The 23,608-nt window shown below is 40.9% G+C and carries 25 protein-coding genes and 1 tRNA gene; 14 read left to right on the plus strand and 12 right to left on the minus strand.

The genetic code is table 11. From position 1 onward, the window contains the following. The first annotated feature begins 1 nt into the window (after position 1). The 5 genes from sucD to SAR02S_RS04815 all read left to right on the plus strand — a co-directional run bounded on the left by sucD (position 2) and on the right by SAR02S_RS04815 (position 3,831). Positions 2 to 874: a succinate--CoA ligase subunit alpha gene (sucD, locus tag SAR02S_RS04795; protein ID WP_041957461.1), complete on the plus strand. Its 873-nt coding sequence runs from the start codon at positions 2 to 4 to the stop codon at positions 872 to 874. A gap of 95 nt (positions 875 to 969) precedes the next feature. Continuing rightward, on the plus strand, positions 970 to 1,287 hold the full coding sequence (locus SAR02S_RS04800; protein WP_041957463.1) for a 4Fe-4S dicluster domain-containing protein: 318 nt from the start codon (positions 970 to 972) through the stop codon (positions 1,285 to 1,287). Between the two features lie 9 nt (positions 1,288 to 1,296). Continuing rightward, positions 1,297 to 2,430: a 2-oxoglutarate synthase subunit alpha gene (locus tag SAR02S_RS04805; protein WP_041957464.1), complete on the plus strand. Its 1,134-nt coding sequence runs from the start codon at positions 1,297 to 1,299 to the stop codon at positions 2,428 to 2,430. Continuing rightward, positions 2,430 to 3,263: a 2-oxoglutarate ferredoxin oxidoreductase subunit beta gene (locus tag SAR02S_RS04810; RefSeq protein ID WP_041957466.1), complete on the plus strand. Its 834-nt coding sequence runs from the start codon at positions 2,430 to 2,432 to the stop codon at positions 3,261 to 3,263. The genes SAR02S_RS04805 and SAR02S_RS04810 overlap by 1 nt, the downstream gene beginning before the upstream one ends. A 10-nt stretch (positions 3,264 to 3,273) precedes the next feature. Further along, on the plus strand, positions 3,274 to 3,831 hold the full coding sequence (locus tag SAR02S_RS04815) for a 2-oxoglutarate:acceptor oxidoreductase subunit OorC (RefSeq protein ID WP_041957468.1): 558 nt from the start codon (positions 3,274 to 3,276) through the stop codon (positions 3,829 to 3,831). An 88-nt stretch (positions 3,832 to 3,919) separates the two neighbouring features. Here SAR02S_RS04815 and SAR02S_RS04820 read toward each other — a convergent pair whose 3' ends face one another. Then, positions 3,920 to 4,219 carry a hypothetical protein gene (locus SAR02S_RS04820; protein WP_041957471.1) on the minus strand — a complete coding sequence of 100 codons (300 nt, stop codon included), beginning with the start codon at positions 4,217 to 4,219 and terminating at the stop codon, positions 3,920 to 3,922. A gap of 26 nt (positions 4,220 to 4,245) precedes the next feature. Continuing rightward, positions 4,246 to 4,320 (minus strand) — tRNA-Gly (locus tag SAR02S_RS04825). A 111-nt stretch (positions 4,321 to 4,431) separates the two neighbouring features. Between SAR02S_RS04825 and SAR02S_RS04830 the strand changes: the two genes are divergently transcribed. The 3 genes from SAR02S_RS04830 (at position 4,432) to SAR02S_RS04840 (ending at position 7,397) form a co-directional block, all read left to right on the plus strand. Then, on the plus strand, positions 4,432 to 5,304 hold the full coding sequence (locus SAR02S_RS04830; protein WP_041957473.1) for a VIT1/CCC1 transporter family protein: 873 nt from the start codon (positions 4,432 to 4,434) through the stop codon (positions 5,302 to 5,304). Positions 5,305 to 5,397: 93 nt separating this feature from the next. Further along, on the plus strand, positions 5,398 to 6,789 hold the full coding sequence (gene fumC, locus SAR02S_RS04835) for a class II fumarate hydratase (protein ID WP_041957476.1): 1,392 nt from the start codon (positions 5,398 to 5,400) through the stop codon (positions 6,787 to 6,789). Positions 6,790 to 6,899: 110 nt separating this feature from the next. Next, positions 6,900 to 7,397 carry a thioredoxin domain-containing protein gene (locus SAR02S_RS04840; RefSeq protein ID WP_041957478.1) on the plus strand — a complete coding sequence of 166 codons (498 nt, stop codon included), beginning with the start codon at positions 6,900 to 6,902 and terminating at the stop codon, positions 7,395 to 7,397. Between the two features lie 27 nt (positions 7,398 to 7,424). On the opposite strand, the gene SAR02S_RS04845 is transcribed toward SAR02S_RS04840, so the two are convergent. Beyond that, positions 7,425 to 8,729 (minus strand): TolC family protein, encoded by a 1,305-nt coding sequence (locus SAR02S_RS04845; RefSeq protein WP_041957480.1) that lies wholly within the window; start codon positions 8,727 to 8,729, stop codon positions 7,425 to 7,427. Positions 8,730 to 8,858: 129 nt separating this feature from the next. Here SAR02S_RS04845 and SAR02S_RS04850 point away from each other — a divergent pair, with 129 nt between their 5' ends. Genes SAR02S_RS04850 through SAR02S_RS04865 form a run of 4 tightly spaced genes read left to right on the plus strand, consistent with a single transcriptional unit; the run spans position 8,859 to position 13,828 of the window. Continuing rightward, on the plus strand, positions 8,859 to 10,016 hold the full coding sequence (locus tag SAR02S_RS04850) for an HlyD family secretion protein (protein WP_084218451.1): 1,158 nt from the start codon (positions 8,859 to 8,861) through the stop codon (positions 10,014 to 10,016). A 7-nt stretch (positions 10,017 to 10,023) separates the two neighbouring features. After that, positions 10,024 to 11,637, plus strand: coding sequence for an ATP-binding cassette domain-containing protein (locus SAR02S_RS04855; RefSeq protein WP_041957483.1), 1,614 nt, complete (start codon positions 10,024 to 10,026; stop codon positions 11,635 to 11,637). Further along, entirely contained in the window at positions 11,634 to 12,752 is a 1,119-nt protein-coding gene (locus tag SAR02S_RS04860; RefSeq protein WP_041957485.1) for an ABC transporter permease, read from the plus strand. The genes SAR02S_RS04855 and SAR02S_RS04860 overlap by 4 nt, the downstream gene beginning before the upstream one ends. Next, positions 12,749 to 13,828 (plus strand): ABC transporter permease, encoded by a 1,080-nt coding sequence (locus SAR02S_RS04865; RefSeq protein WP_041957487.1) that lies wholly within the window; start codon positions 12,749 to 12,751, stop codon positions 13,826 to 13,828. The genes SAR02S_RS04860 and SAR02S_RS04865 overlap by 4 nt, the downstream gene beginning before the upstream one ends. A gap of 26 nt (positions 13,829 to 13,854) precedes the next feature. Here the strand turns inward: SAR02S_RS04865 and SAR02S_RS04870 are convergent, their stop codons facing one another. Beyond that, positions 13,855 to 14,460: a MarC family protein gene (locus SAR02S_RS04870; protein ID WP_041957488.1), complete on the minus strand. Its 606-nt coding sequence runs from the start codon at positions 14,458 to 14,460 to the stop codon at positions 13,855 to 13,857. A gap of 68 nt (positions 14,461 to 14,528) precedes the next feature. On the opposite strand from SAR02S_RS04870, the gene SAR02S_RS04875 reads away from it, so the two are divergent. Further along, complete coding sequence (locus tag SAR02S_RS04875; protein ID WP_041957489.1) at positions 14,529 to 15,134, plus strand: hypothetical protein; 606 nt, start codon at positions 14,529 to 14,531, stop codon at positions 15,132 to 15,134. A 12-nt stretch (positions 15,135 to 15,146) separates the two neighbouring features. Beyond that, positions 15,147 to 15,806, plus strand: coding sequence for a DUF1847 domain-containing protein (locus SAR02S_RS04880; protein WP_041957491.1), 660 nt, complete (start codon positions 15,147 to 15,149; stop codon positions 15,804 to 15,806). Between the two features lie 45 nt (positions 15,807 to 15,851). Here SAR02S_RS04880 and SAR02S_RS04885 read toward each other — a convergent pair whose 3' ends face one another. The 8 genes from SAR02S_RS04885 to SAR02S_RS04920 form a co-directional block, all read right to left on the minus strand. After that, the gene (locus SAR02S_RS04885; RefSeq protein ID WP_041957493.1) at positions 15,852 to 17,123 is read right to left on the minus strand and encodes a 4Fe-4S dicluster domain-containing protein; all 1,272 of its coding nucleotides are present in this window, start codon (positions 17,121 to 17,123) and stop codon (positions 15,852 to 15,854) included. A gap of 143 nt (positions 17,124 to 17,266) precedes the next feature. Next, on the minus strand, positions 17,267 to 17,944 hold the full coding sequence (locus SAR02S_RS04890; RefSeq protein ID WP_041957494.1) for a YggS family pyridoxal phosphate-dependent enzyme: 678 nt from the start codon (positions 17,942 to 17,944) through the stop codon (positions 17,267 to 17,269). Next, positions 17,934 to 18,992 (minus strand): RIP metalloprotease RseP, encoded by a 1,059-nt coding sequence (gene rseP / locus SAR02S_RS04895; RefSeq protein ID WP_041957496.1) that lies wholly within the window; start codon positions 18,990 to 18,992, stop codon positions 17,934 to 17,936. The genes SAR02S_RS04890 and rseP overlap by 11 nt, the downstream gene beginning before the upstream one ends. Then, the gene (gene pgsA, locus SAR02S_RS04900; protein WP_041957498.1) at positions 18,992 to 19,534 is read right to left on the minus strand and encodes a CDP-diacylglycerol--glycerol-3-phosphate 3-phosphatidyltransferase; all 543 of its coding nucleotides are present in this window, start codon (positions 19,532 to 19,534) and stop codon (positions 18,992 to 18,994) included. The genes rseP and pgsA overlap by 1 nt, the downstream gene beginning before the upstream one ends. Continuing rightward, positions 19,531 to 20,298 carry an enoyl-ACP reductase gene (locus SAR02S_RS04905; RefSeq protein ID WP_041957500.1) on the minus strand — a complete coding sequence of 256 codons (768 nt, stop codon included), beginning with the start codon at positions 20,296 to 20,298 and terminating at the stop codon, positions 19,531 to 19,533. Before SAR02S_RS04905 ends, pgsA begins: the two co-directional genes overlap by 4 nt. Next, positions 20,298 to 21,191, minus strand: a complete 894-nt coding sequence (gene dapA, locus SAR02S_RS04910; protein ID WP_041957502.1) for a 4-hydroxy-tetrahydrodipicolinate synthase — start codon at positions 21,189 to 21,191, stop codon at positions 20,298 to 20,300. The genes SAR02S_RS04905 and dapA overlap by 1 nt, the downstream gene beginning before the upstream one ends. A 1-nt stretch (position 21,192) precedes the next feature. Beyond that, on the minus strand, positions 21,193 to 22,452 hold the full coding sequence (locus SAR02S_RS04915; protein WP_232293993.1) for a M16 family metallopeptidase: 1,260 nt from the start codon (positions 22,450 to 22,452) through the stop codon (positions 21,193 to 21,195). A 48-nt stretch (positions 22,453 to 22,500) separates the two neighbouring features. Beyond that, positions 22,501 to 23,565, minus strand: coding sequence for a quinone-dependent dihydroorotate dehydrogenase (locus SAR02S_RS04920; protein WP_041957505.1), 1,065 nt, complete (start codon positions 23,563 to 23,565; stop codon positions 22,501 to 22,503). Between the last annotated feature and the right edge of the window lie 43 nt (positions 23,566 to 23,608).

Below are 23,608 nucleotides of genomic sequence, written 5' to 3' on the forward strand. Positions count from 1 at the left end.
TATGAGCATATTGATTAACAAAAATACAAAAGTCATCGTTCAAGGGTTTACGGGCAAAGAGGGTAGTTTTCATGCTGAACAATGTTTGGCGTATGGTACAAAAATCGTTGGTGGTGTTACTCCTGGAAAAGGCGGCACAACGCATCTTGGACAACCCGTATTTAATACGGTTCGTGAAGCTGTTGCAGCAACAGGTGCAACCGTGAGTATGGTTTTTGTTCCACCTGCTTTTGTTGGTGATGCTGTTTTAGAAGCGGCTGACGCTGGCATTGAACTTTCTGTTATTATTACAGAGGGCTCTCCGGTACGTGATATGCAAAGAGCAAAAGCGTATGCGACTAAAAAAGGTATGAAAACCATTGGACCAAACTGCCCAGGTATTATCACCGCTGAAGAGTGTAAAATCGGCATTATGCCAGGTGTTATTTTCAAAAAAGGCAATATCGGCTTGATCAGTAAATCAGGTACATTGACCTATGAAGGTGCGAACCAAGTCTGTAATGAAGGCTTTGGTATTACAACAGCGGTTGGTATTGGTGGCGATCCTATCATTGGTCTTTCATACTTACAACTTCTTCCTTTATTTGAAGCAGATCCAGAGACAGAAGCGATCGTAATGATTGGTGAAATTGGTGGAGATCTTGAAATTCAAGCGGCAGCGTTTATAAAAGAACACATTAAAAAACCAGTCGTTGCATTTATCGCAGGTCAAAGTGCGCCGAAGGGCAAACGTATGGGACATGCAGGTGCAATTATTAGCGGAAGTGCAGGAACTGCTGCTGAAAAAATGGAAGCGCTTACAAAAGCGGGTGTTCATGTTGTAAAATCACCTGCTGAAATAGGTAAAAAAATCGCAGAGGTTTTGAAAAAGTAATAAATTAAGTCTGCTAGATGTTATAGTAGTGTACAATCTAGCAGTTTATTTTGGTTAACATTGAGTAAAAAGAGCTAAGAAAAGGAGAATGAAGGATGGGTTTAATCACCGCTCCAAGTAATACACCGGTATGGGTTAACGTCTCTAGGTGTAAAGCTTGTGATATTTGTGTCAGTATGTGTCCAGCAGGTGTCTTAGGTATGGTTCAAGCACCAAATTCGACATTAGGATCTATGATAGAGGTTGTTGTTCCAGAGGCCTGTATTGGATGTAGGGATTGTGAATTGCATTGTCCTGATTTTGCTATTTACGTAGCAGATAAAAGTGAATTTAAATTTGCGAAACTTTCAGAAACTTCTAAAGAGAGAGCTGAAAAAGTGAAACAAAATAAATTTAAAAAACTGAGCGCATAAGGATCATTGATGGCAAGAGAAGTAATATCAAGCGGCAATGCCTTAGTAGCAAAAGCGGCAGTTGAGTGTGGATGTAAATTTTTTGGAGGGTATCCTATTACGCCTTCAAGTGAAATTGCAGAGGATTTAAGCAAACTCCTTCCAAAATTTGGTGGTAAATTTATCCAAATGGAAGATGAAATCGCAGGTATCTGTGTAGCGCTTGGTGCTTCTATGAGCGGAACTAAGTCTATGACCGCTTCATCAGGTCCTGGAATTTCACTCAAATCTGAGCAAATTGGTTACAGCTTCATCACAGAAGTTCCTTTGGTAATCGTCAACGTTATGCGTGGTGGTCCTTCAACGGGTCTTCCAACACGTGTTTCTCAAGCAGACATTGGTCAAGCAAAATACCCAACACACGGCGATTTTGCCTCTATTTCACTCTGCCCAGGCAGTCTTGAAGAAGCTTACACTGAGACTATCAGAGCGTTTAACATCGCTGAAAAATATATGACACCTGTTTTTGTTCTTTTAGATGAGACACTTGGGCACATGCACGGAAAAGCGATTCTTCCTGATCTTGCAGAGATTGAGAAGAGCGTTGTAAAGCGTGCTGAGTTTACAGGCGACCCTAAAGATTATAAACCTTACGCAGCTGCTCCAACAGAGCCAGCGGTACTGAACCCTTTCTTTAAAGGCTATCACTACCATGTAACGGGGCTTCATCATGGGGACATGGGGTTCCCAACGGAAGATGGTGCTGCATGTGAATATAACATTGAACGTTTAATGAATAAAATCAATAAAAAAACAGATGATCTTGTACATTACGAAGAGTTTATGCTTGATGATGCTGAAGTCTGTATTATCGCTTATGGTAGTATCAGTCGTGGTGCGAAAGAAGCGGTTATGAAACTTCGAAATGATGGCATTAAAGCGGGTCTTTTTAGACCAATTACGTTGTGGCCAAGCCCTGTTGCAAAATTTCAAGAGATTGGCAAGAAATTTAAGAAAATCATGGTAACAGAGCTTAATATGGGACAGTACTTGGAAGAAATTCAGCGTGTTATGAAACGAGATGATTTCGCAACATTGCACAAAGCAAACGGTCGTCCAATCGCTCCATTAGAAATGGTTGCTAAAGTTAAGGAGATGATGTAATGGCATTTAATTACGATAAATATCTACGTGTAGATAAAATGCCAACCTTATGGTGTTGGGGTTGTGGTGATGGTGTTATCTTAAAATCTGTTATTCGTGCTATCGATTCGATGGGTTGGGATATGAATGATGTATGTGTTGTTTCAGGTATCGGTTGTAGTGGACGTTTTAGTTCGTACATTGACTGTAACACAGTACATACAACACATGGTCGTGCGATTGCTTATGCAACAGGCATCAAGCTTGCAAACCCTGAAAAACATGTCATTGTCGTCACAGGTGATGGTGATGGTTTAGCAATTGGTGGTAATCATACCATTCATGGCTGTAGAAGAAACATTGATCTTAACCATATTTTGATCAACAACTTTATCTATGGCTTGACCAACTCTCAAACCAGCCCAACAACTCCTCAAGGGTTTTGGACAGCAACAGCTAATTACGGTAACGTTGATCCTACCTTCGATGCAGCGCGCCTTGCAGATGCTGCAGGCGCTACGTTTGTTGCTCGTGAGTCTGTACTTGATCCTCAAAAATTGGAAAAGATGTTTGTAGCAGGTTTTTCTCATAAAGGTTACTCATTCTTTGATGTATTCTCTAACTGCCACATTAACCTTGGACGTAAAAACAAAATGGGCGAAGCGGTACAAAATCTTGAATGGATTGAAGGTCGCATTGTTGGTAAGAAGAAGTTTGACCTTTTAAGTGACGAAGAACGTGTGGGTAAATTCCCAACTGGCATCCTCAAACAAGAAGAGGGCAAACTCGAATACTGTGACGCGTATGACAAAGTCATTTACGCAGCACAAAATAAAACAACCGTACAGCTATAAGGAGCCCTTGATGAGAAGACAATTACGTTTCGTAGGTGTAGGTGGTCAGGGTGTTATCTTGGCGGGTGAGATTTTAGCGGTTGCGAAGATCAAAGAGGGCGGTTATGGTGTCAAAGCATCTACCTATACCTCTCAAGTACGTGGTGGACCAACAAAAGTTGACATTTTACTTGATGAGAGTGAGATCCTTTTCCCTTACGCCAATGAGGGGGAGATTGAGTTTATGATCGCTACAGCGCAAGTAAGCTTTAATCAATTCAAAAATGGTGTAAAACCAGATGGCATCATCGTTGTTGAACCAAACTTGGTTACGGTAAACGAAGAAGATCGTAAAAAATGGAAGATCATCGAGATTCCACTTATTACCATTGCTAAAGAAGAAGTTGGAAATGTTATTACTCAGTCTGTTGTTGCTTTGGCGATTACTGTTGAGATGACACATGTTCTAGCACACGATTTAGTCCGCGATGTCATGCTTTCTAAAGTACCAGAAAAAGTTCACGCTGACAATATTAAAGCCTATGAACTTGGTATAAAATACGCTAAAGAAGCGCTTGCTAAACTTTAATAATTGAGTTATTGATCGTCAGGTTTATAAGCCTGACGATCAGTAAATTTTCTTCTACTTCTACTTCTACTTTACATGTAAAGCATTTTTAAAAAAATAACCACACTAGTAAAACTACTCCAAAGCCAAGATTGAACCAACTTACGCCATCTTCAAAGAGTTTGATTAAGATTTCATAGTTGTAACGCTCTATGGTTTCAGGGTGCATTGCCAAGCCATTTTGTGCGTATTGAACAATGTCAATTGAATAGAAATAAGCAACAATTTCAGGTGCAATAAAAAAGAAGATAACGCCTAAAATTCCCCAAAATGATTTCTCAGGTTTCATGTCTGTAAGTATTTTTTTAGTGGCAGGATGGCGTGCTATTTTTTGGAGTTTATCTCTCACTATGAACCTTTTGGGATGTTTAAATGTGGAGCGGGTGACGGGAATCGAACCCGCTACTTTCAGCTTGGGAAGCTAACACTCTACCAATGAGTTACACCCGCATTTTAAAGCAGGCATTATAGCACATCAAAATGGTTTACACTTTTACATGTAAAAAAATTATCTTTAAAGAGGGATATAATGTAGTCAAGGTGAAATACAAAGGAGCGAAGATGGCACATGAACTAAATCTCAAAAAAGCATTGGCGCAACAGCAAAATGAAATCGATGATTTTACGATATACAGTATGCTTTCTGTATCTGATAAATACGAGGCAAATAAACTTATATTTCACAAGATTTCAGAGGAAGAGAAAGGTCACTATACCTATCTACTCTCTTTTACCAAACAAGAACTCAAGCCTCGCGCTCATGTCGTTTTTTTCTATCTTTTGCTTTCCAAAATTGTTGGTATCTCTTTTACACTCAAATTTTTGGAGAGACGTGAAGAAGATGCAAAACAATTTTACAAAGAGCTTATTGCGATCGATGATAAGGCAAACGCCATTTACGAGCAAGAAATTAACCATGAAATAGAACTCATCGATATGCTTCACGATAAAAAACTTCTCTATGCTGGTGCAATTGTTTTGGGTATGAACGATGCCTTGGTGGAACTTACGGGAACGCTGAGTGGTATTGCTTTAGCCTTTGACAAAAGTGTTGTGGTAGGTATTACTGGTTTGATTATGGGTATAGCAGCAGCACTTTCGATGGCAGGGTCAGCTTATTTGGAGTCTAAAGAAAACATAGGTGCTGAGATAAAACCGATGACATATGCCCTTTATACAGGCGTTTCGTATATTTTGACGACGGCTATTTTGGTAGCACCATTCTTTATATGTGAGAAAATTTCTGTAGCGATTATTTGGATGTTTTTTGGTGCCGTACTGATAATTGGGTTATACAATTTTTACATTTCTGTGGCAAAGGATTTGCCATTTTGGAAACGTGTGCGTGAGATGTCCTACATAACCTTTGGTGTCGCGTTAATCTCTTTTGGCATAGGCTATGTGGTCAAGCACTATTTTGGCATCGAAATATAAGATCAATAATAGAATTTTGATGTAATTTAAAAAGCGATATTTCTTTCAAACCTCCCTGTGCCATAATGATTTATATAATACAAAGGAGTCATTATGGATTATAGAATCGAAAAAGACACTATGGGCGAGATCAAAGTTCCCAATGAGCGTTACTGGGGTGCTCAAACTGAGCGCAGTTTGGAAAATTTTAAAATCGGCACAGAAAAGATGCCAAAAGAGCTTATTCGCGCCTTTGCACTTCTAAAGCGTTCCTTAGCATCTGTCAATCAAAAACTAAACAAACTCGATGCCAAAAAAGCAAACGCTATCATCCAAGCATGCGATGAAATTCTTGCTGGAAAATTTGATGGCGAATTTCCTCTCGCCATTTGGCAAACCGGCAGTGGTACACAGACCAATATGAACTTAAATGAAGTCATCGCCAATCGCGCAACGGAGATATTAGGGGGCGATTTTAGAAAAGAGAAGCTCATTCATCCCAACGATCATGTCAATATGTCTCAAAGCTCGAACGATACATTTCCAACAGCCATGCACATTGCCAGTGTGATCGAAATCGAAGAGCAACTGCTTCCATCCCTTGAAAAGCTCAAAGAGACACTGGAAAGCAAAGAAAAAGAGTTTGCTGGCATCATCAAAATAGGTCGTACACACTTGCAAGATGCGACACCACTTACCTTGGGACAGGAATTTAGTGGGTATCGCAGTATGTTGGAGCACTCCTCTTCACATATACTCCAAGCACTTGAATCTTTACGCGAACTTGCCATCGGTGGAACGGCTGTGGGAACGGGCATCAATGCCCATCCAAAACTGAGTGAATTTGTCAGTGAAGAGCTTACAAAACTGACAGGTAAAACCTTTGTCTCGTCTCCAAATAAATTTCATGCCTTAACCTCACACGATGCACTTGTATTTGCGAGTGGGGCAAACAAAGGTTTAGCGGCAAACTTGATGAAAATAGCCAATGACATCAGATGGCTCGCTTCGGGTCCACGTTGTGGTATTGGTGAGCTAAACATTCCTGAGAATGAACCGGGAAGCTCCATCATGCCAGGCAAGGTCAATCCAACCCAAGCTGAAGCAGTTACGATGGTTGCATGCCAAGTGTTTGGCTCAGACACAGCGATAGCATTTGGTGCAAGTCAAGGTAACTTTGAGCTCAATGTCTTTAAACCTGTCATCATTCTTAACTTTTTACAGCAAGTTAGGTTACTTGCAGATGTCATGGAGTCGTTTCGTATTCATTGTGTGGAGGGCATTGAAGCCAATAGTGAAAAGATCGCTCATAACCTTAAAAACTCGTTGATGCTGGTCACAGCACTCAATCCTCACATTGGGTACGAAAATGCAGCCAAGGTGGCAAAGCTCGCGCACAAAGAGCATCTAAGTCTCAAAGAAGCATGCGTCAAGCTTTCGCTTTTAACGCCTGAGGAGTTTGACCGTTATGTTATACCCTCAGAGATGATTCATCCTAAAGAGTAAAAATCTTAGCGTAGCGACTGAGTTATGTTGTCGCTACGCTTTACATGTCACGTTTTTGTGACTATGGTATGACTCTTGCATAAACTCCTAAAAATATTCAAGGAGTCCTCTTGGAAACAATCGTTAAAGGTGTCAGTAAAGTTTTACAGAAAAATGAGCGAAAAATCGGTTCAGAAGCTCCTGCTATCAGCCTTACCATGTTAAATGGCGAAAGCAAAGTCATTGGTATGTTGGCAACCAAAGTGCAAGTGATGATTACGTTGCCATTTCACAACTCCCTTAGTATGGAACTCTCTAATATCATTAAAACGTATCAAGATCAAGCGTTTATTTATACCATTAGCGCTCAAATGCTAGATCAAACGACCAATCCTACCTGTAGTTCGACGGATTTTGAAGAACTCGCAAAGAAATTTGGGGTTTATATTGACGAAACATTGTGTGCAAAGGCTATCTTCATCATCAACAAAGATGGGCAATTTGTTTACAAAGAGATCACGCGTGATGTCGAAGATGCGTTCGATCTTGAAATGTTTGAAACAAAACTGGATGAAGCGATCCATTTTAAGAAAAAAGGGCATGTGCATGAAAATTGGATGGGTGCTTGATAATCACCCTTTTTACATGTAAAGATTTCAGTCTTTTTGCGAGAGTGCTTTTTTCTCAAAAACACTCCAACCGCATTCTAACCACAGCCGTGCAGTTTGGTTAAAGAGTTCGCTGTGCAGTGTTGCCACTTTCGCTCTCGTTGAAGCTAAGTTTGCGATGGCACGGCTGAGTTCGTCGGCACTGATGAGTTGGTTGTCAAAGCGACCTTGCGTAAGATGGGTGTATGATTCGCTGGCTTTGGCTTCAAGTTTGGCACTTTGCAATTGAGCTTCGAGGGTTTTGATCTCTAATTGAGTGTTTTCCACCTCTAAACTCACTTGTTGTTTGTACTCTTCAAGATTGAAAAAAGCGGACATTTTGGAAGCACGTGCCGCATCGATGTTGTGTGCATCTGTGTAGCCGTTAAACAGATTCCATGAAGCACTTATCCCCACATAGCTTTTATCGGCATTGGTGTAACCATCGCCATTGAGCTCAAGTGAGTCACCTTGTCGTTTTAAAACGCCTACCATGGCAAGTGAGGGGTAGTTTTTGCTTTTGGCTAACTCCACACTGCTTTGCGCTACATCTATCGCTTTTGTCATTACATGTAAATCTTCGCGCTCATTTAAAGCGATCTCTTTGGCTTCATGAATACTTGGAATTTCAAAAGCTTTGAGAGCGTTTGATTGAACGGTTTCAATTTTGGTATTGAGTATAAACGAGAGCTGGTTTAGCAGTTGCTTTTTTTGATTTTTATGGTGAAGCAGTTGCGCTTCAATGTCATACTTTTTCGCTTCAATGGCGTAGAGTTCGCTTTGTGCTAACAGCCCATTGTCATAAAAACCTTTGGCTTTTTTATAGGATTGGTTGATGGCAAGCTCTGAGCTTAAAAGTGCCTCAATGACTTTTTCTTCCGCAATGATAGTACTGAAAAGTTGGGTGACGTGCATGGCAAGATTGCGTTTGAGATTGGTTACTTTTAGGGTTGCTTGCTCACTTTCGAATTTGGCTTTATCGATGGCGGCTGAGATGGCAAACCCTGTAAAAAGTGGATAGCTTAAAACCAGTGCGCCTTCAAGATGTTGCCTTGTTCCAACATCGGCTTTGGTGAGCGGAAAAGAGGGAAGGTGCAATGTCATGTTTGGAATTTCGTTAAATTCAATGGCACTCAGGGTCGCATCAAGTGAAGGAAGGTTTTTACCCTGCGCTGCAAGGTAGAGTGACTGGGATGCACCCTCAAGTTCTTTAGCGCTTTTATAGCTATTGCTTTTTTCCAACAAATTTAAAAGTTCCGTGTAAGTTTGTGCATTTAAACATAAAGGCAGTAAAAACAGAAGTAAACGTCGCATGAACCGTCCTTGCGAAACATCATGATTGTGATGTTAATAGTATTGCTTATCCTATTAATTCACTCTTAATTAGGTGAAAATATAAGAAATTAGTTATATAATAGTTTTCTCTTCATCCAAGGAGCGTGAATGTTGGAAAAAATCAAACAGTATCGTTTAGGTGTGGCTATCTTAGCCTTGGTTTTAATAGCTTCAGGACTCATCGTCAATAAACTCATAGCTCCCAAACTTGCCGAAAATCTCGTTCAAGGCTCAGGTCGGATGGATGGCGATTTGGTCAATCTCAACGCCAAGTATGCGGGACGTATTGCTGCTTTAAACATTCATGAGGGACAACACGTTTCAGTAGGGCAAAGCATCGCCGTTCTTGCAAGCCCTGAGTATGAAGCGCAAAAGGCACAGATCGAAGCCCAAATCAATGCCAGAGCACAGGAACTTAGTGCGAAAGAGACAGAGCTAGAGATTGCTTCTAAAACAATTCCTGAAACACTTTCAAAAGCCAAAGCAAATTTTTCCATCAAACAACATCAACGCGATGAACTCGATAAAAATATCGCTTCACAAACCAGTGTCCTTGCACAAGATAAACGCGATTTAGAGCGCATGAAAAACTTGTATGATCAAAATCTCATTGAAAAACGCCAAGTCGAAACGGCAGCGTTAAAACACCAAACCAGTGGCAATTTTCTTTCAAGCTTACACCAAAAACGTGAACAACTTAGCCTTGCTATTAATGTTGCAAACAGCGAACTGATCGAAGCAACGGCACATCAAAAAACCTTACATGTAATGTCTCAAGGACTCGAAGCTTTGCGATCATCTCTCAAAGCCTTAGAAGCTTCCAAAACACAGATCGAAGCGGTTTTAAATGAGATGACACTGCGCTCTTCCATTGATGGTGTTGTTGTGGAAAAAATAGCCAATCAAGGCGAAGTCATAGGGACAGGAAGTGTTGTGGCAACCTTGCTTGATCCAAACTCACTTTACCTTAAAATCTTTGTCGACACCAAACAAAATGGCAATCTCCACGTAGGCAATGACGCGGTCATTTTTTTAGATGGAAAACCCAATGAGCCCATCCCTGCAAAAGTTGTGCGCATCGAACAAAAAGCAGAATTTACACCCAAAGAGGTAAGCGTTCCGAGTGATCGTATTCAGAGAGTTTTTGCTTTACATGTAAAGCCACTTTCTCCTCAGCCAACCCTGAAACTGGGCATTCCTGCTGTGGGCGTTGTCTCAATGGACGGCAAAGGTCTGCCGAAGAGTTTAAACAACGTTCCTGAATGAGCAAATCATGGAATTGAACGTTGAGAATGTCCGTGTTTACCATAAAAAAAGCCTTGGCATTGCTGGGGCGAGTTTATCGGCAAATGAGGGCGAAATCATCGGTTTTATTGGCGCAGATGGTGCGGGAAAAAGCTCGCTCATTCATGCTATAGCAGGCGTCATTCCTTTTGAGGGTAATGTTACGTTTAATGGTTTGACGTACCATTCACCCAAAGAGGCAGAACCGCTTAAACCTTCCATCGGATTGATGCCTCAGGGCATTGGTTTGGTACTTTACGATCTCCTTACCGTCGATGAACATTTACGTTTTTTTGCCAATATTCACAACATCAAACAAGATGCCACGTTTGAAGCGTACAAACTTCGCCTCTTAAAAATGGCAGGGCTGGATGCGTTTCAAGACCGCCAAGCGGGAAAGCTGAGTGGCGGCATGATGCAAAAGCTCTCGCTTATCTGCACGCTGCTACACCGTCCTAAACTTTTACTGTTGGATGAGCCTACCACGGGTGTTGACCCGCTGAGTCGCATTGAGCTGTGGGAAATCCTCGATGAAATTCGAAAATCTGAAGGGACAATTTCGATCATCAGCACCGCATACATGCAAGAGGCTGCAAAGATGGATAAAATCTTACTCTTTGATGAACAGGAGATCATCGCGCAAGGCACTTCAAGCGAACTGATAGACTCTATTCGTGCCATGAGCTATGTCGAAGGAATTAAAACGCAAGAGCCGTGTATTCGCACGCTTCATGCGACCTATTGCCTTTCGCCTTTAGAAGCGGAACACACAGAACCAAGCCTTGAAGCGCTCTTTTTTGTCAATGCCCTTCAAAAAGGCAAAAAAATGCCACTCATTGAGATTACCAATAAAGAGAAAACCATTGAATTGCCCGATGTCGTCATGGAAGCCAAAGGGCTCACCAAGGTTTTTGGTAGTTTCACTGCAAATGAAAATGTCGATATGACACTACACAAAGGCGAGATTTTAGGGCTTTTAGGAGCAAATGGTGCAGGTAAAACAACATTTATTAAGATGCTTTTGGGACTTTATCCTATCGATGGAGGCGAATTGACACTGCTTGGAAAGTCGATTCAAACGCAAGAAGATCGTCAGGCGCTTAAAGCCAGCATTGGTTATGTGAGTCAGCATTTTGCGCTTTACAATGATATGAGTGTTGAGGAAAATCTACTCTATTTTGCTTCCATGCGAGGTATCGCTATGGATGTTGCGAAAAGCCGTATTGCACGTTATGCCCTAGAATTGGGCTTTGATGAATACCTCAATGCAATGCCTCAAGAGTTACCACTCGGCATCAATCAGCGTTTTTCACTTGCCTCTGCTTTACTGCACGAGCCTGTCATTTTGTTTTTGGATGAGCCAACTTCGGGTGTGGATGCCATCGCACGAGCAAAATTTTGGGAGCTTTTAAAAGCTCTTAAAGAGCGTTGGGAAATTGCCATTTTAATCACGACACACTACATGAGCGAAGCAGAATTTTGTGACCGTGTGGTGTTATTGCGCCAAGGCAAAAAGATCGCCGATCATACTATTGCAGAGTTTTACGCGGAACATCCCAAAGCGCAGAGCTTTGAGGAGATTTTCTTGGAGTATTACCGATGAAACTAGGAGTCGTCAAAGCGTATGTGCTCAAAGAACTTACGGAGATTATAAGATCACGTCTTATCATCATGGTTTATTTGATGCCAACGATGGTGTTGGTTCTCTTTGGCTATGGCATCCGCATGGAAGTCACAGGAGCACGCACGCTTATTATTGATAACGACCAGAGCCACTATTCGCAGCTTCTTTTGAGCAAGTTTGAACACTCCAAATACTTTGACGTTACCATCGAAAAACAAGATGAAGCCAAAGCACTCGATAAAATCCATCAAGCCAAAAGCGACATACTCATCATCATTCCAGAAAGTTTTGAAAAGCGGCTTTTGCACGGACAAACGACGCAAATCGGTGTCTTCTTAGATGCTGCATTTCCAACACGAGGCTCGACGATGGAGAGTTATGTCAAAGGTGTAGTCTTAGATGCCGCCAGTCAGATGTTAGAGCGCTTGGGTGGCAATGCCCCAACGATTAGCATTAACCAGCGTACACTTTTTAACCAAGCGATGCGCGATGAAGATGCCATAGTCCCAGGGCTCATCGGGCTTGTCATGCTCATTGCACCGGCTATTTTAGCCGCTCTTCTTATCGTCAAAGAGAAAGAACGAGGTACGATCTTTAACTTTTACGCATCACCTGTTTCCAAAAGCGAGTTCATCGCCGCCAAGCTTATTCCTGTTTTTTTACTGCATTCCATCAATATTTTCATCCTTTTCCTTTGGGCAACGTATCTATTTGAAGTGCCGTTTCGAGGCAGTTTTTTGCTCTATTGGCTTACATCTGAGCTTTACTTGGTGATTAGTCTCTCCATTGGTATGCTTATCTCCATCATCACACGCACGCAAATCGTTGCGGTGGTTTTAACGGTCATTGTTACGATCATTCCAGGGTTTTTATACTCAGGCATTTTGATGCCGATCTCTTCGATGGTGGGTGTTTCACGTTATGAAGCACATATTTTCCCTGTTATGTACTACAACCACATTCTTTACGATGTTTTCTTGGTGGGAGAAGGGCTGGCTTCGTCTAAAACCGTGACGTATATTTTCATCTTGGCGTTGTACGCTTTTAGTATGCTCACCCTTGGCAGTTTCTTGCTTAAAAAGGAGCTAAGATGAAGATCTTTTGGGCGGTTGTGGGAAAAGAGTTACTGAGTTTCATACGCTCGTGGCAGTTAGTCTTTGTTGTCCTTTATGCCTTTAGTTTTGAGGTTTACATCGCAGGCAGTGGCATTGAGCTTAAACCTCGCAATATCGCTGTTGGCTATATTGATGCAAGTGGAGGAGGGCTGAGTCAAAAGTTTTTGAGTTACTTCCATGCCCCTGAGTTTTTAGAGCCTATTTTATTTGAGTCGCAAGAAAAACTCTCTCAAGCGGTGTTTGATAAAGAGATCATGGTAGGCTTAGTGTTTGATGATACTTTTGAGCAAAATTTTCGTAAAAATCACCATACCACTTTGCATGTTTTACTCGATGCGACAGCGGCTTCACAAGCGTTTACAGCACTCAGTTACCTGCAAAACATAGCGATCAATTTTACAGCACGCACTTTTCCAGTTGAACTCGTAACACATAAACTCTTTAACGAAAATGCGGACAACCATACCTTTATGGCGTTGACGGAATTGCTCTCCATTGTAACGCTTTTATCGGTCATCTTAACCGCGGTTGTGTTTGTGAAAGAGAAAGAAGAGGGTACTTGGGACATTATGCTTTTGATGCCTGTGAATGCTAAGATTATTATTTTAGCTAAGTCTTTTTCTCAGGTGATTATCGTGATGGTGGGTATTGTTATCTCGGTGGGATTTGTGATATTTGGTGTTTTTGACACGCCCATTAATGGCTCGTTTTTCGCTTTTTTATTGCTGAGTTTTCTTTATGCCTTCACGGGGGCTGGCATTGGGCTTTTCATCGCTGCGATTGCCAAAGATGTGATGCAAGTGGCTCAACTTTCCATCGTCATCATGTTACCGCTCATCTTTCTCAGTGGTGCATGGACACCGATTTACGCGATGCATCCATGGTTGCAGACGTTTTCACTGATCTCACCACTGCGCTATTACATCGAAGGAACAGAGAGTATTTTCTTTCGTGGAACGCCATTTTTAGAGCTTTATCCCTATTTCTTAGGGGTGACATTGGTGGGGAGTGTTGTGTATGCGATAGGATTTCGCAAAATTGGGCGGTTGTTTTAACCGCTCAATTTTTTTACATGTAAAGGTTAGTGTAAAAAGTTTTTAATGCCAGTAAAGATGAGTTGCGCAGAAAGTGCTGCCAAGACAAGACCCGTGACTTTACTAAAAACAACAAGTCCCGTACGACCGATGAGTCTTTCAATATGACCTGAAAGATACAGCAACAAGCCAATACTAAAAATAGCCGATAAAAGCGCGCTAGACCCCAAAAGCAAGTCTTCAACACTGTTCATATCAGCACCCATGACCATAAGCGCACCCACGGTTCCAGGTCCTACCGTGACAGGAATCGCCAAAGGAACAACGGCATGTTTTAAGATGTCTGTTTTGCAGGTAGGTTCCGCGTTGATGTCTTTTTGCACCAAATCAACAGCGGTTAAAAAAAGAAGTGCCCCAGCACCAATACGAAAGGCATCAAGGGTAATGCCAAAAAGTTCAAAAATGTATTTTCCAAAAAAGAGAATAATCAGACACGTGATCGAAATTGCTAAAGTTACTTTAATCGCAAGGCGCTTTTTATCGCTCTCCTCAATACCTTTGGTCATCGACAAAAAGATGGTTGTGACAAAAAATGGTGTCATAATAAAAAAGAATTTAACATAAATCGCAAAAAAAGCAGAGAGGTGAATCATCGTATAAGCTCCTTAAAAAGAGTTGGCATTATAGCACTTTTTCAGTTCCTCTTTGGCAGAATGGAGGGATGAAAAAAGAGATACTTTACCTAACCGAATATTTAGCCAAAAGTGAAAACGATGATGCGAGTGCTTTTTATGACCTATTGGTGCAAAATCTTACTTCCTTAGAGCTTTACACGCCTACTAAGTTTACACAAGCACAGATTGGCTCTTTGATGTCCCGACAAGGGTTTTGTGCTCCTTCTGGTTTTGTTGAAGGGCTCAAAGCACTAGATGCTGCTTTTGAAAAAGCTCTGCCCAAACCACTGCACGAAGCTAAAAAAAGCCTTTTCATGACACTTTTAAGCGTCAATTTCCCCAAAAAGAAAGGGTTTTTGAACGTTTCCTTAGACCTTTTCCTTTCGCAACTTGAACCTGTGGAAAAAAGCATCTATGAAAATCTTTTAGCCTATGTTGCTGGGCTCAATCGCGCCCTTGCACTCTTTTTTGTCTTGGGCAAAGAGGATGCACAAAATTTTACACCCGAGTGTCTAGTTGCTTTTGGAGAATCTTTACATGTAAAGCTTTTGGACTTTTTGTTGAACGAAGAAGAAAAAGCTTTGCTGAGCCAAGGACTTAAAGAGTTGCTTGGGGTTTACCTTAGCCTTTATGGAAAGTATCTTTACATGTAAAAAGGATTTTAGATGCAAGAAGATGAAAAAGAGCTCAGTTGCGCTGAGTGTGGAACGCTGAACTGCCATAAACACGAAAGCCGTTATCCTAAGTTTTGTCTCACCACAAATGTCGATGAAGCAATGCTTGAAGAGTCTCTTGAGTGCTATAAAGACGAAGAGGGGATTGATCGTAAAATTGCCATGGCGGCGGCTGACATTGAGGGTAAATACTATGGGCAACTAACACGTGTCGAAGAGATACTTGCCTTTGCAAGACGCATTGATGCTAAAAAGATTGGCATTGCATCCTGTGTGGGATTAGCGGCTGAGTCAAAAATCTTTGCAGAAATTCTCAAAGTCAACGGTTTTGATGTTTTTATGGCAATCTGCAAAGTAGGTTCTCGCGATAAGTGTGAAATAGGACTCAAAGAAGAGCAAAAAATCCGTCCCAATACGTTTGAGCCAATGTGCAATCCTGTGCTTCAAGCCAAGTACCTAAACAAAGCCAAGACCGATCTCAATGTCATTATGGGCTTGTGTGTGGGGCATGATTCATTGTTTATCAAATACGCCAAAGCGACGACAACCTATCTGGTTGTCAAAGATCGTGTTTTAGGACACAATCCTGTTGTGGCACTCTACACGACAGGTTCTTATTACAAGAAACTTTTAACGCCAAAAGAGTACTAAACTCTTTACATGTAAAAATGAGAGTACCAAAAATGGGTACTCTCATTACGTAATATCTGCCAAAAGTTTTGCAAAATAACGCGATTTGATCTGCTCACTTGCCATGATCTGTTTGATGGGTGGAAGTTTAAGTAGCACGCCTAAAATTGCCGCCATTGCGCGGTGATTCCAAAGGGCTTGGTTATCGAAAATAAGATCTTGAAGTTTTCCTCGCTCTATTGCCATCATCACCGTTTTATGCGCTGAATTTACGGGAGTAATGATCCGTTTAGCGCGTTCTTTTAAAGAGATGACTTTATCTTTGCATGCAGTGACACAAACTCCACATCCAAGACACCTACCCTCATCAAGCATCGCTTTTAGTTTTTTTGGCTTTTGCGGATCGTGAGCCGAAACCATAGAAATAGCCTCGACGGGACACGCTTGAGCACATTTACTACAGCCATGACATGTAAGATCAATTTCGGGTAAAAAGTTGGTGGTTTCTACAGGATTTAAAAAGGCAAAGCGACGTGCGGCAGTGAGTGCTTCGCAACAACAGCTGCAACAGTTGCAGATAAAATTGACCCCACTTTGTGCATTTTCGCCAAATTGTACGAGTTTATGCTCCCTTGCTTTTTCTAAAAGTTCTAACCCTTCACTTTTCTCCACCAGTCTTGTATAGCCATGCTTGGAGAGTGAGTGTGCGGTATTGCCAAACGTCATACAAATTTCTAGCGGAGCATCGCAAGCCGTACCAAGATGCTGTTTTTTATGACGACAATAACACAGTCCTACACCCATGTATTTGGAACTTTCAATAATATGCGAAGCACGTTCATAATCAAGCACGTACAGACTGTTTTGAGCTTTAAGAGCATTTTCATTGACAAAGGCACGACCGGGTTTGGTCTCCCCCGTAAAGAGTGTTTTGATGAACTCTTCTTCGACACTGAGGTATTGGTAAAAAAGCTCTGAGATTAATTTTTGATCCACATGTCCGCCTGTTCGCATCAAGCTAAACTCAAAAAAACCAGCCATAGGCGGAGGAAGAACATAGGTGGAGCTTCCCTCTTGTTCAATGTCGATAAGAAGGGCTTTTGAACAGAGTATATCGAGCATCTTTTGAGCTTCCAAAAGAGTTACTTTCCAGTTTTGTGCGGCAGTTTCTGCTTTAAAAGGTTTGATGGGAAGTAAAGAGACCAGCTCGGCTTCTTTAGGTGTAAAAAGAAGGCTTAAAATATCATAGAGGGTTTGTGAAGGAGGCGCACCTAAAGGAAAGCGGTTGAGCCGTTCTATCAGATGCGTGTAGCCTTCTCTTGAAGTAAGGTGTGACATGCGATCATCTCCTTTAAAAAAGGTAGAGAACTTATTTAAAAAAAATACCAAAGGTGCGTGAGCTTTCCGCTGAGGAAAACCCAGTGTTAGCGTAGATTAAGAAGCTTTACTTCAAAAGCGTGTTAAGAGTTCTGTAAAGAACTCTATTTAAATAGAATGCTTCCTAAACGAACCATATTAGAACCACACGCTATAGCAAGCTCAAAATCCCCACTCATCCCCATAGAACAGTATTTTGCCCCATGACCTTGCAGTGATTCGTAAATTTTGTGCGTGGTTTTAAAGCTTTTCTGAATGATGGCAGTATCTTCGCTATGCGCTCCAATGCTCATGACACCTTTAAGTTGAAGATGTTTACATGTAAGCACGATTTGCTCATAAATTTCTACTGCCTCTTCAGGCAGTACACCTGCTTTTTGCTCTTCATACGCACTGTTGATTTGAAGTAAAACATTCATTGTTTTACCTTTTACCTCTAAGCGTTTATCGATCTCTTGGGCAAGTTCTAAAGAGCTTAGTGAGTGCATCAATGAAGGGTCAAGGTCGATGAGCTGATTGATTTTATTGGTTTGTAAACGACCGATAAAATGCCATTCTAGTGGAAGATGAGCGAGTGCATGTACTTTATCACTCATGTCTTGGATTTTATTTTCTCCAAAACAACGTTGACCGACGTTGTACATCGCTTCAATCATTGAGGGATTGGCACTTTTACTCGCCGCTACGATCTTAACAATCAAGTGTTGATCGACACTCAAACGCGCTTTTTCAACGCGTGTTAGAATCTCATCCATAGTAGTTACAAAATTTTTAGTTTCCATTGGTTAACCTATATAGATCATTAAAAATACTCAAAGCCATCAGGCTTAAAAGTAGCAACCATCCAGCGGTTGTCATGGTCGTAAGTACACGCTCATTAGGGGCTTTTTTGGTAAGTAACTCATACGCATTAAACATAATATGTCCGCCATCAAGGGCAGGGATAGGCAATAAATTAAGAACACCAAGGTTGACTGAAATAAGTGCCGTTAATGCAAAAAGTGCTACAAGACCCGCCGCACTCGCTTCGGAAGTGACTTGAACGATAGAGATAATACCACCTAACTCTTTAGGAGAGACAACCCCCTCAACCAATTTTTGAAGACTGGTTAAAATCAGTGTTGTTGATTTAACGGTTTGTTGCCATGCAAATTTTGGAAGTTCACTGATACCATACACCACTTCAATGGTTTTACCACTGGGTGCAATGCCAATCATCTTTTTATGTTTTGTTTCGCCAAACATATTTTGGTATTCATTAACTTTTGGGTTTAGAAGAAAGGTTTGCACAGCGCCTAAACGATCAATTTTGACTTCAAGTTTCTCCGTGCTCTCTTGAATCAGTTGACTGACTTCATCCCATCCTTCAATTAAGACCCCGTTGATCATCACAATGCGGTCATTCTCTTGAAGTCCTGCTTCAAGAGCTGGAGAGTTGGGGCTGATTTGACCAATGATGGGAGCAAATTTAGTGACACCCATAGAGCCAATGGCAAGAAAAAGTAAAAAAGCGAGTAAAAAGTTGGCAAAAGGACCTGCAAAAAGAATGATGATGCGTTTCCATGGTGCTTTGGTATTGTAACTATCCTCGTCATAACTTACTTTGGTTGGATCTCGATCGTCTTGTCCTTTCATCTGGACGTAACCGCCTAGAGGAATGAGGGAGAGGCAATATTCTGTTTTTCCAACCATTTTTGAAAAAACTTTTTTGCCAAATCCAATGCTAAAGACTTCAACATGCACGCCAAAAAAACGAGCCGCTAAAAAGTGTCCTAATTCATGAAAAAAGATAAGAAATGAAAGAACCAGAATGGAGGTAAGTGTTCCCATTAATTGGTTCCTTTTTTAGTGTAACCGATGATGTATTCATAGCCTGAGTACATTGTGAGTGCAACCGCTGCCCATAATAAAAGATTGGCATAAGGCCAGTTCATCATCAAAAAGCCAATAGCTATCATCTGAAGAACTGTTTTAATTTTTCCAGCCATACTCGCAGCAATGTTTTTACCTTCACCCATTGCAGCAACACGAAGCCCTGTAATGAAAAATTCGCGTGTCAGGATGAGAAAAATTGCCCAAGGATTCGCACGATCTATCATCATAAGCCCTAAAAAAGCGGCTAACGTGAGCATTTTATCGGCTAAAGGATCAAGAATGGCGCCTAGTTGTGTCATTTGATTCCAATTGCGTGCAATGTAGCCATCAAAAAAATCAGTGGCACTAGCGATGACAAAAATCAAAGCGGCAAAGTAGTCTAACCAGCTTACATGTAACCCTGCAAAAAGAGGTAAATCACGGTTGATCAAAAGGACAAACATAAGAGGGGCCAACCCTATACGTAAAGAGGCTAGGAGATTAGGAAGGTTCATCATTTAAACGTTGTTCCACCATCAATTAGCATTGTGTGTCCTGTAATCCACGATGCTTTGTCTGAACAGAGAAACAAACAAGCGCCTGCTAGATCTTGTGGCTGACCCATACGACCCAAAGGTGAAAGCTTAGCCGTAATATCACGAACCTCTTCATAATTGGTAAAAGCTCTGAGTGCATCCGTCTCGATTGGACCACCACTGACTGCATTAACACGAATCCCTTTACAGCCAAGTTCTGCTGCTGCGTAACGTACCATTGTTTCAACAGCAGCTTTTGCTGTACCATGACCTGCATAGTTTTCGATATAAACAAGATTGCCTGTAGAAGAAAGAGAGATAATGCTTCCACTACCCACTTTTTCCATACGTTTTGCCGCTTCTTGCGCACCTACAACAAAGGCGTTAACGGTTGCAGTAAAGATATTATTGATGCCACGTGGTTTAAGCTTCATAAACTTGGTATAGCCACCGACCACTGGACGACCAGAGATGATCGCATTAGAGATAAAAAAGTCAACGCGATCAAAATCTTTGTCAATTTCTAAGAAAAGATCTTTATAAGTTTCTGGCTCTAAAATATTGAGAGCGTATGCTCTGGCTTTAATACCGTAATTTTTTTCTAAATCTTTAACTTGCTCTATGGCTAACTCTTCATTGGAGTTATAAGTAAATGCAACATTCACACCCTCACGAGCAAATTCATAAACGATAGCTTGTCCGATACCTCTGGTACCGCCACTAATGACAAGTGTTTTTCCCTTCATTAAAATCCTTTGATTGTATATTTTTTAAGTGTATTTTCAATACGTTTCATATTGTCGTTACTTGGCGCACAGAGTGGTAAACGATACTCCAGTGTTTCAAGTAATCCTGCGATGTACATTGCAGCTTTAATAGGAATAGGGTTACTCTCACAGAAAAGTGTTTTATTGATCTCATACAGTGAGTCATTAATTGCTTTTGCTCCATGGAAATCACCTGCTAAGGCTAAGTGCGTAAGTTCTGAGATTTGATCTGGCAAAATGTTTGATGTTACTGAGATCACACCTGATCCTCCGTTAGAGAGAATAGGGTAGTTAATCGCATCTTCACCGCTAAAAACAGCCAATTTTGGCTGATGAGCGAGCAAATCAACACAACGATCGATGGAGCCTGTTGCTTCTTTGACACCAAAAATATTTGGGCATGCTTCAAAGAGTCTAAAAATAGTATCAGGAAGCAAATCACAGCCTGTACGACCTGGGACATTGTACAAAAGGACTGGAATATCAACAGAACCAGCAATTGCTTTATAGTGCTGAAAAAGACCTTCTTGCGTTGGTTTGTTATAGTATGGCGTAACAGAAAGTATGCCATGTGCACCGTGCGCTTGTGCAAATTTTGCTAAACCAATGGCTTCATGGGTTGCATTGCTTCCTGCTCCTGCAAGGACTTTTACGTCACTCTTTGAGCAGACATCAACGGCAATCTCAATACAACGACGGTGTTCGTCATGATCCAGTGTTGCACTCTCACCCGTTGTACCTACTGGAACAACAACATCAATGCCATTTTTAATCTGTCTTTCTATCAGTTTTGCGTATTGAACTTCATCGAGTTTTCCATTTTTAAATGGTGTAATAAGCGCGGTCATCGCTCCTTGTAACGAGTGGTGCATCTTAATAATCCTTTCTTAGTATCACAGTCGTAGACGATTGTGGGAGTAAATATTTGTTAACTACGTTGATTATATCTTCTTTTTTGAGCTTATTGATGCCCTCTTCATAATTAAGTAATGGGGTGATGTCCCCCTTGGCATAGTAAGAACCAAACAATGTTGCTAGCTCACTCGAACTCTCTAAATTATGAATAAAATCGGCTTTGGTATTGATCTTGATCTTTTCAATTTCTTTATCACTAACGTCACCCTTCTTTAGGCTATCAATAATCTTTAATATTTCTGCTTCAACATTTTCAGCTTTAATCCCTGGGTTACAGACAGCTAAGAACAAAAAGACAGAAGGATCTTTGGCTTCCATGGCATAGCCATAGATTTGGTTGACCAGCTTCTTCTCATCGACCAAAATACGGTGAAGCTTACTGCTTTTACCACTGCTTAAAAGCTCACTTAACGCTGAAAGTGCTACTTGGTCTTCATGGGTAAAGTTAGGGATTTTATAAGCGATTGCTACCATTTCCACTTCACTCTCTTTTTTTATCAACATATGTTTGGCACCATCTTGTTGTGGTTCAATTTGATGATGTGCTGCTGGTATGGGTGTTGTGTTTTTTATATCGCCAAAATATTGCGTAACATTGTTAAAAACTGTCTCAGGCTCAATGTCTCCAGCAACAACAACGATAGCGTTTGCAGGTTGGTAATATTTAGAATGGAAACTACGAATATCTTCGATACTCCAGTTTTTAATATCTTGTATAAAACCTATGGGTGTCCAGTGGTACGGATGATAGGTAAAGGCGTTATTAAAAAGTCTAAAGTACATATACCCAATAGGTGAGTTATCGGTTCTCCAAAGTCTCTCTTCTAAAACAACATTGCGTTCAGGTTGAAACTCTTCATCAGAGAGCTTTAGATTTTGCATAAGTTCTGCAAAAAGTTCCAAAGATTTTGGCAAGTTTTTAGAGGAGCTTTTGATGTAGTAATGCGTATAGTCAAAACCTGTTGAAGCGTTATTTACACCACCAAACCCTTTGACAATCTCATCAAATTCACCTGCTTTTAAGTTCTTTGTGGATTTAAAATTGAGGTGTTCTAGCATGTGTGCTATACCACTTTTACCCATGATTTCATTGCCACTTCCCACTTTATAAAAGATATCTGTGGTAATGACATCACTTTTGTTGTTCATCGGAATAACGACAATTTGAAGGCCATTCTCCAATGTTTTGGTAAAGTGTGCTGGAAGAGAATTAGCCATCAATGCTCCTAAAAATATTAAAAATAGTACTAAATGTTTCATCTGTTATCATCTCCTATCGCTTCCGATCACTTCACTGATGTGGGTAAATCCATCTTTGTCCATACGTTCTAAAATACCAAGATTAATAGAGCGGTTGAGGGATGGTCCTTTAAAAATAAACGCTGTATAGACTTGAATCAAACTAGCCCCTGCTTTGAGTCTTCGGTATGCCTCGTCGGCTGAGTCAATTCCACCTACTGAAATGAGCGTTGTTTTGCCATAAAACTCTTTGGCTAATGCTTCGAACATCGCAAAACATTTCTCGGTAAGGACTTTACCACTAATTCCACCAAAATCTTTTGCATTAGGTAGAAGTGAATAATCAATGGTTGTATTCGTAGCCACAATACCAGATGCTCCGTTTTCAAGTGCAGAGGAGCAGATATTAAGAGCATCAGATACTGCTAAATCAGGCGCAATTTTAAGGAGTACGGGTTTACATGTAAGCTCTTTCGCCATGACAAAAAGCTCTTTAATAAAGTGTTCGTTTTGCAAATCTCTAAGACCTGGTGTGTTAGGTGAAGAGATGTTGATGACCAAATAATCGCTCAAATCTTTAAAACGTTTAATCAGTTTTTCATAGTCTTTAAGGGCATTTTCTGCCGATGTGACTTTGTTTTTACCAATGTTTGCCCCAAGCGGTGTTGCAAAAGGGTAAAGTGCTTCTAAGCGTTTCCCGACTTTATACATGCCTTCATTGTTAAAGCCCATAGCATTTTGGATACTCTCTTGTTCTGGAAAGCGAAAACAACGTGGTTTTGCATTGCCGCTTTGTGGCTCAGGCGTAATCGTGCCATACTCTATATGTCCAAAGCCAAGGGCAGTGAGCATTTTAATCATAGTGGCATTTTTATCAAAACCAGCTCCAAGACCTAATGGATTATGAAAGGTTTTTCCAAAAAGCTCTTGTTCAAGACGTTTATCGTGGATAAAAAACTGTTCTGCTAGGGGGGCGAGAATAAAAGGTGTAAATTTTGCTCCATTTTTAAAGAAAAATTCTGCAATATGGTGCGCGTTCTCTGGGGAGAAGTTAAACATGAATTTTTTCATCAGACCATAATAATCAAACATCTTTTATTTCCTTCAATAGTAAGTACGCGATTATACTGCATTA

It is taken from the genome of Sulfurospirillum arsenophilum NBRC 109478, assembly GCF_000813345.1.
Classification (GTDB): domain Bacteria; phylum Campylobacterota; class Campylobacteria; order Campylobacterales; family Sulfurospirillaceae; genus Sulfurospirillum; species Sulfurospirillum arsenophilum.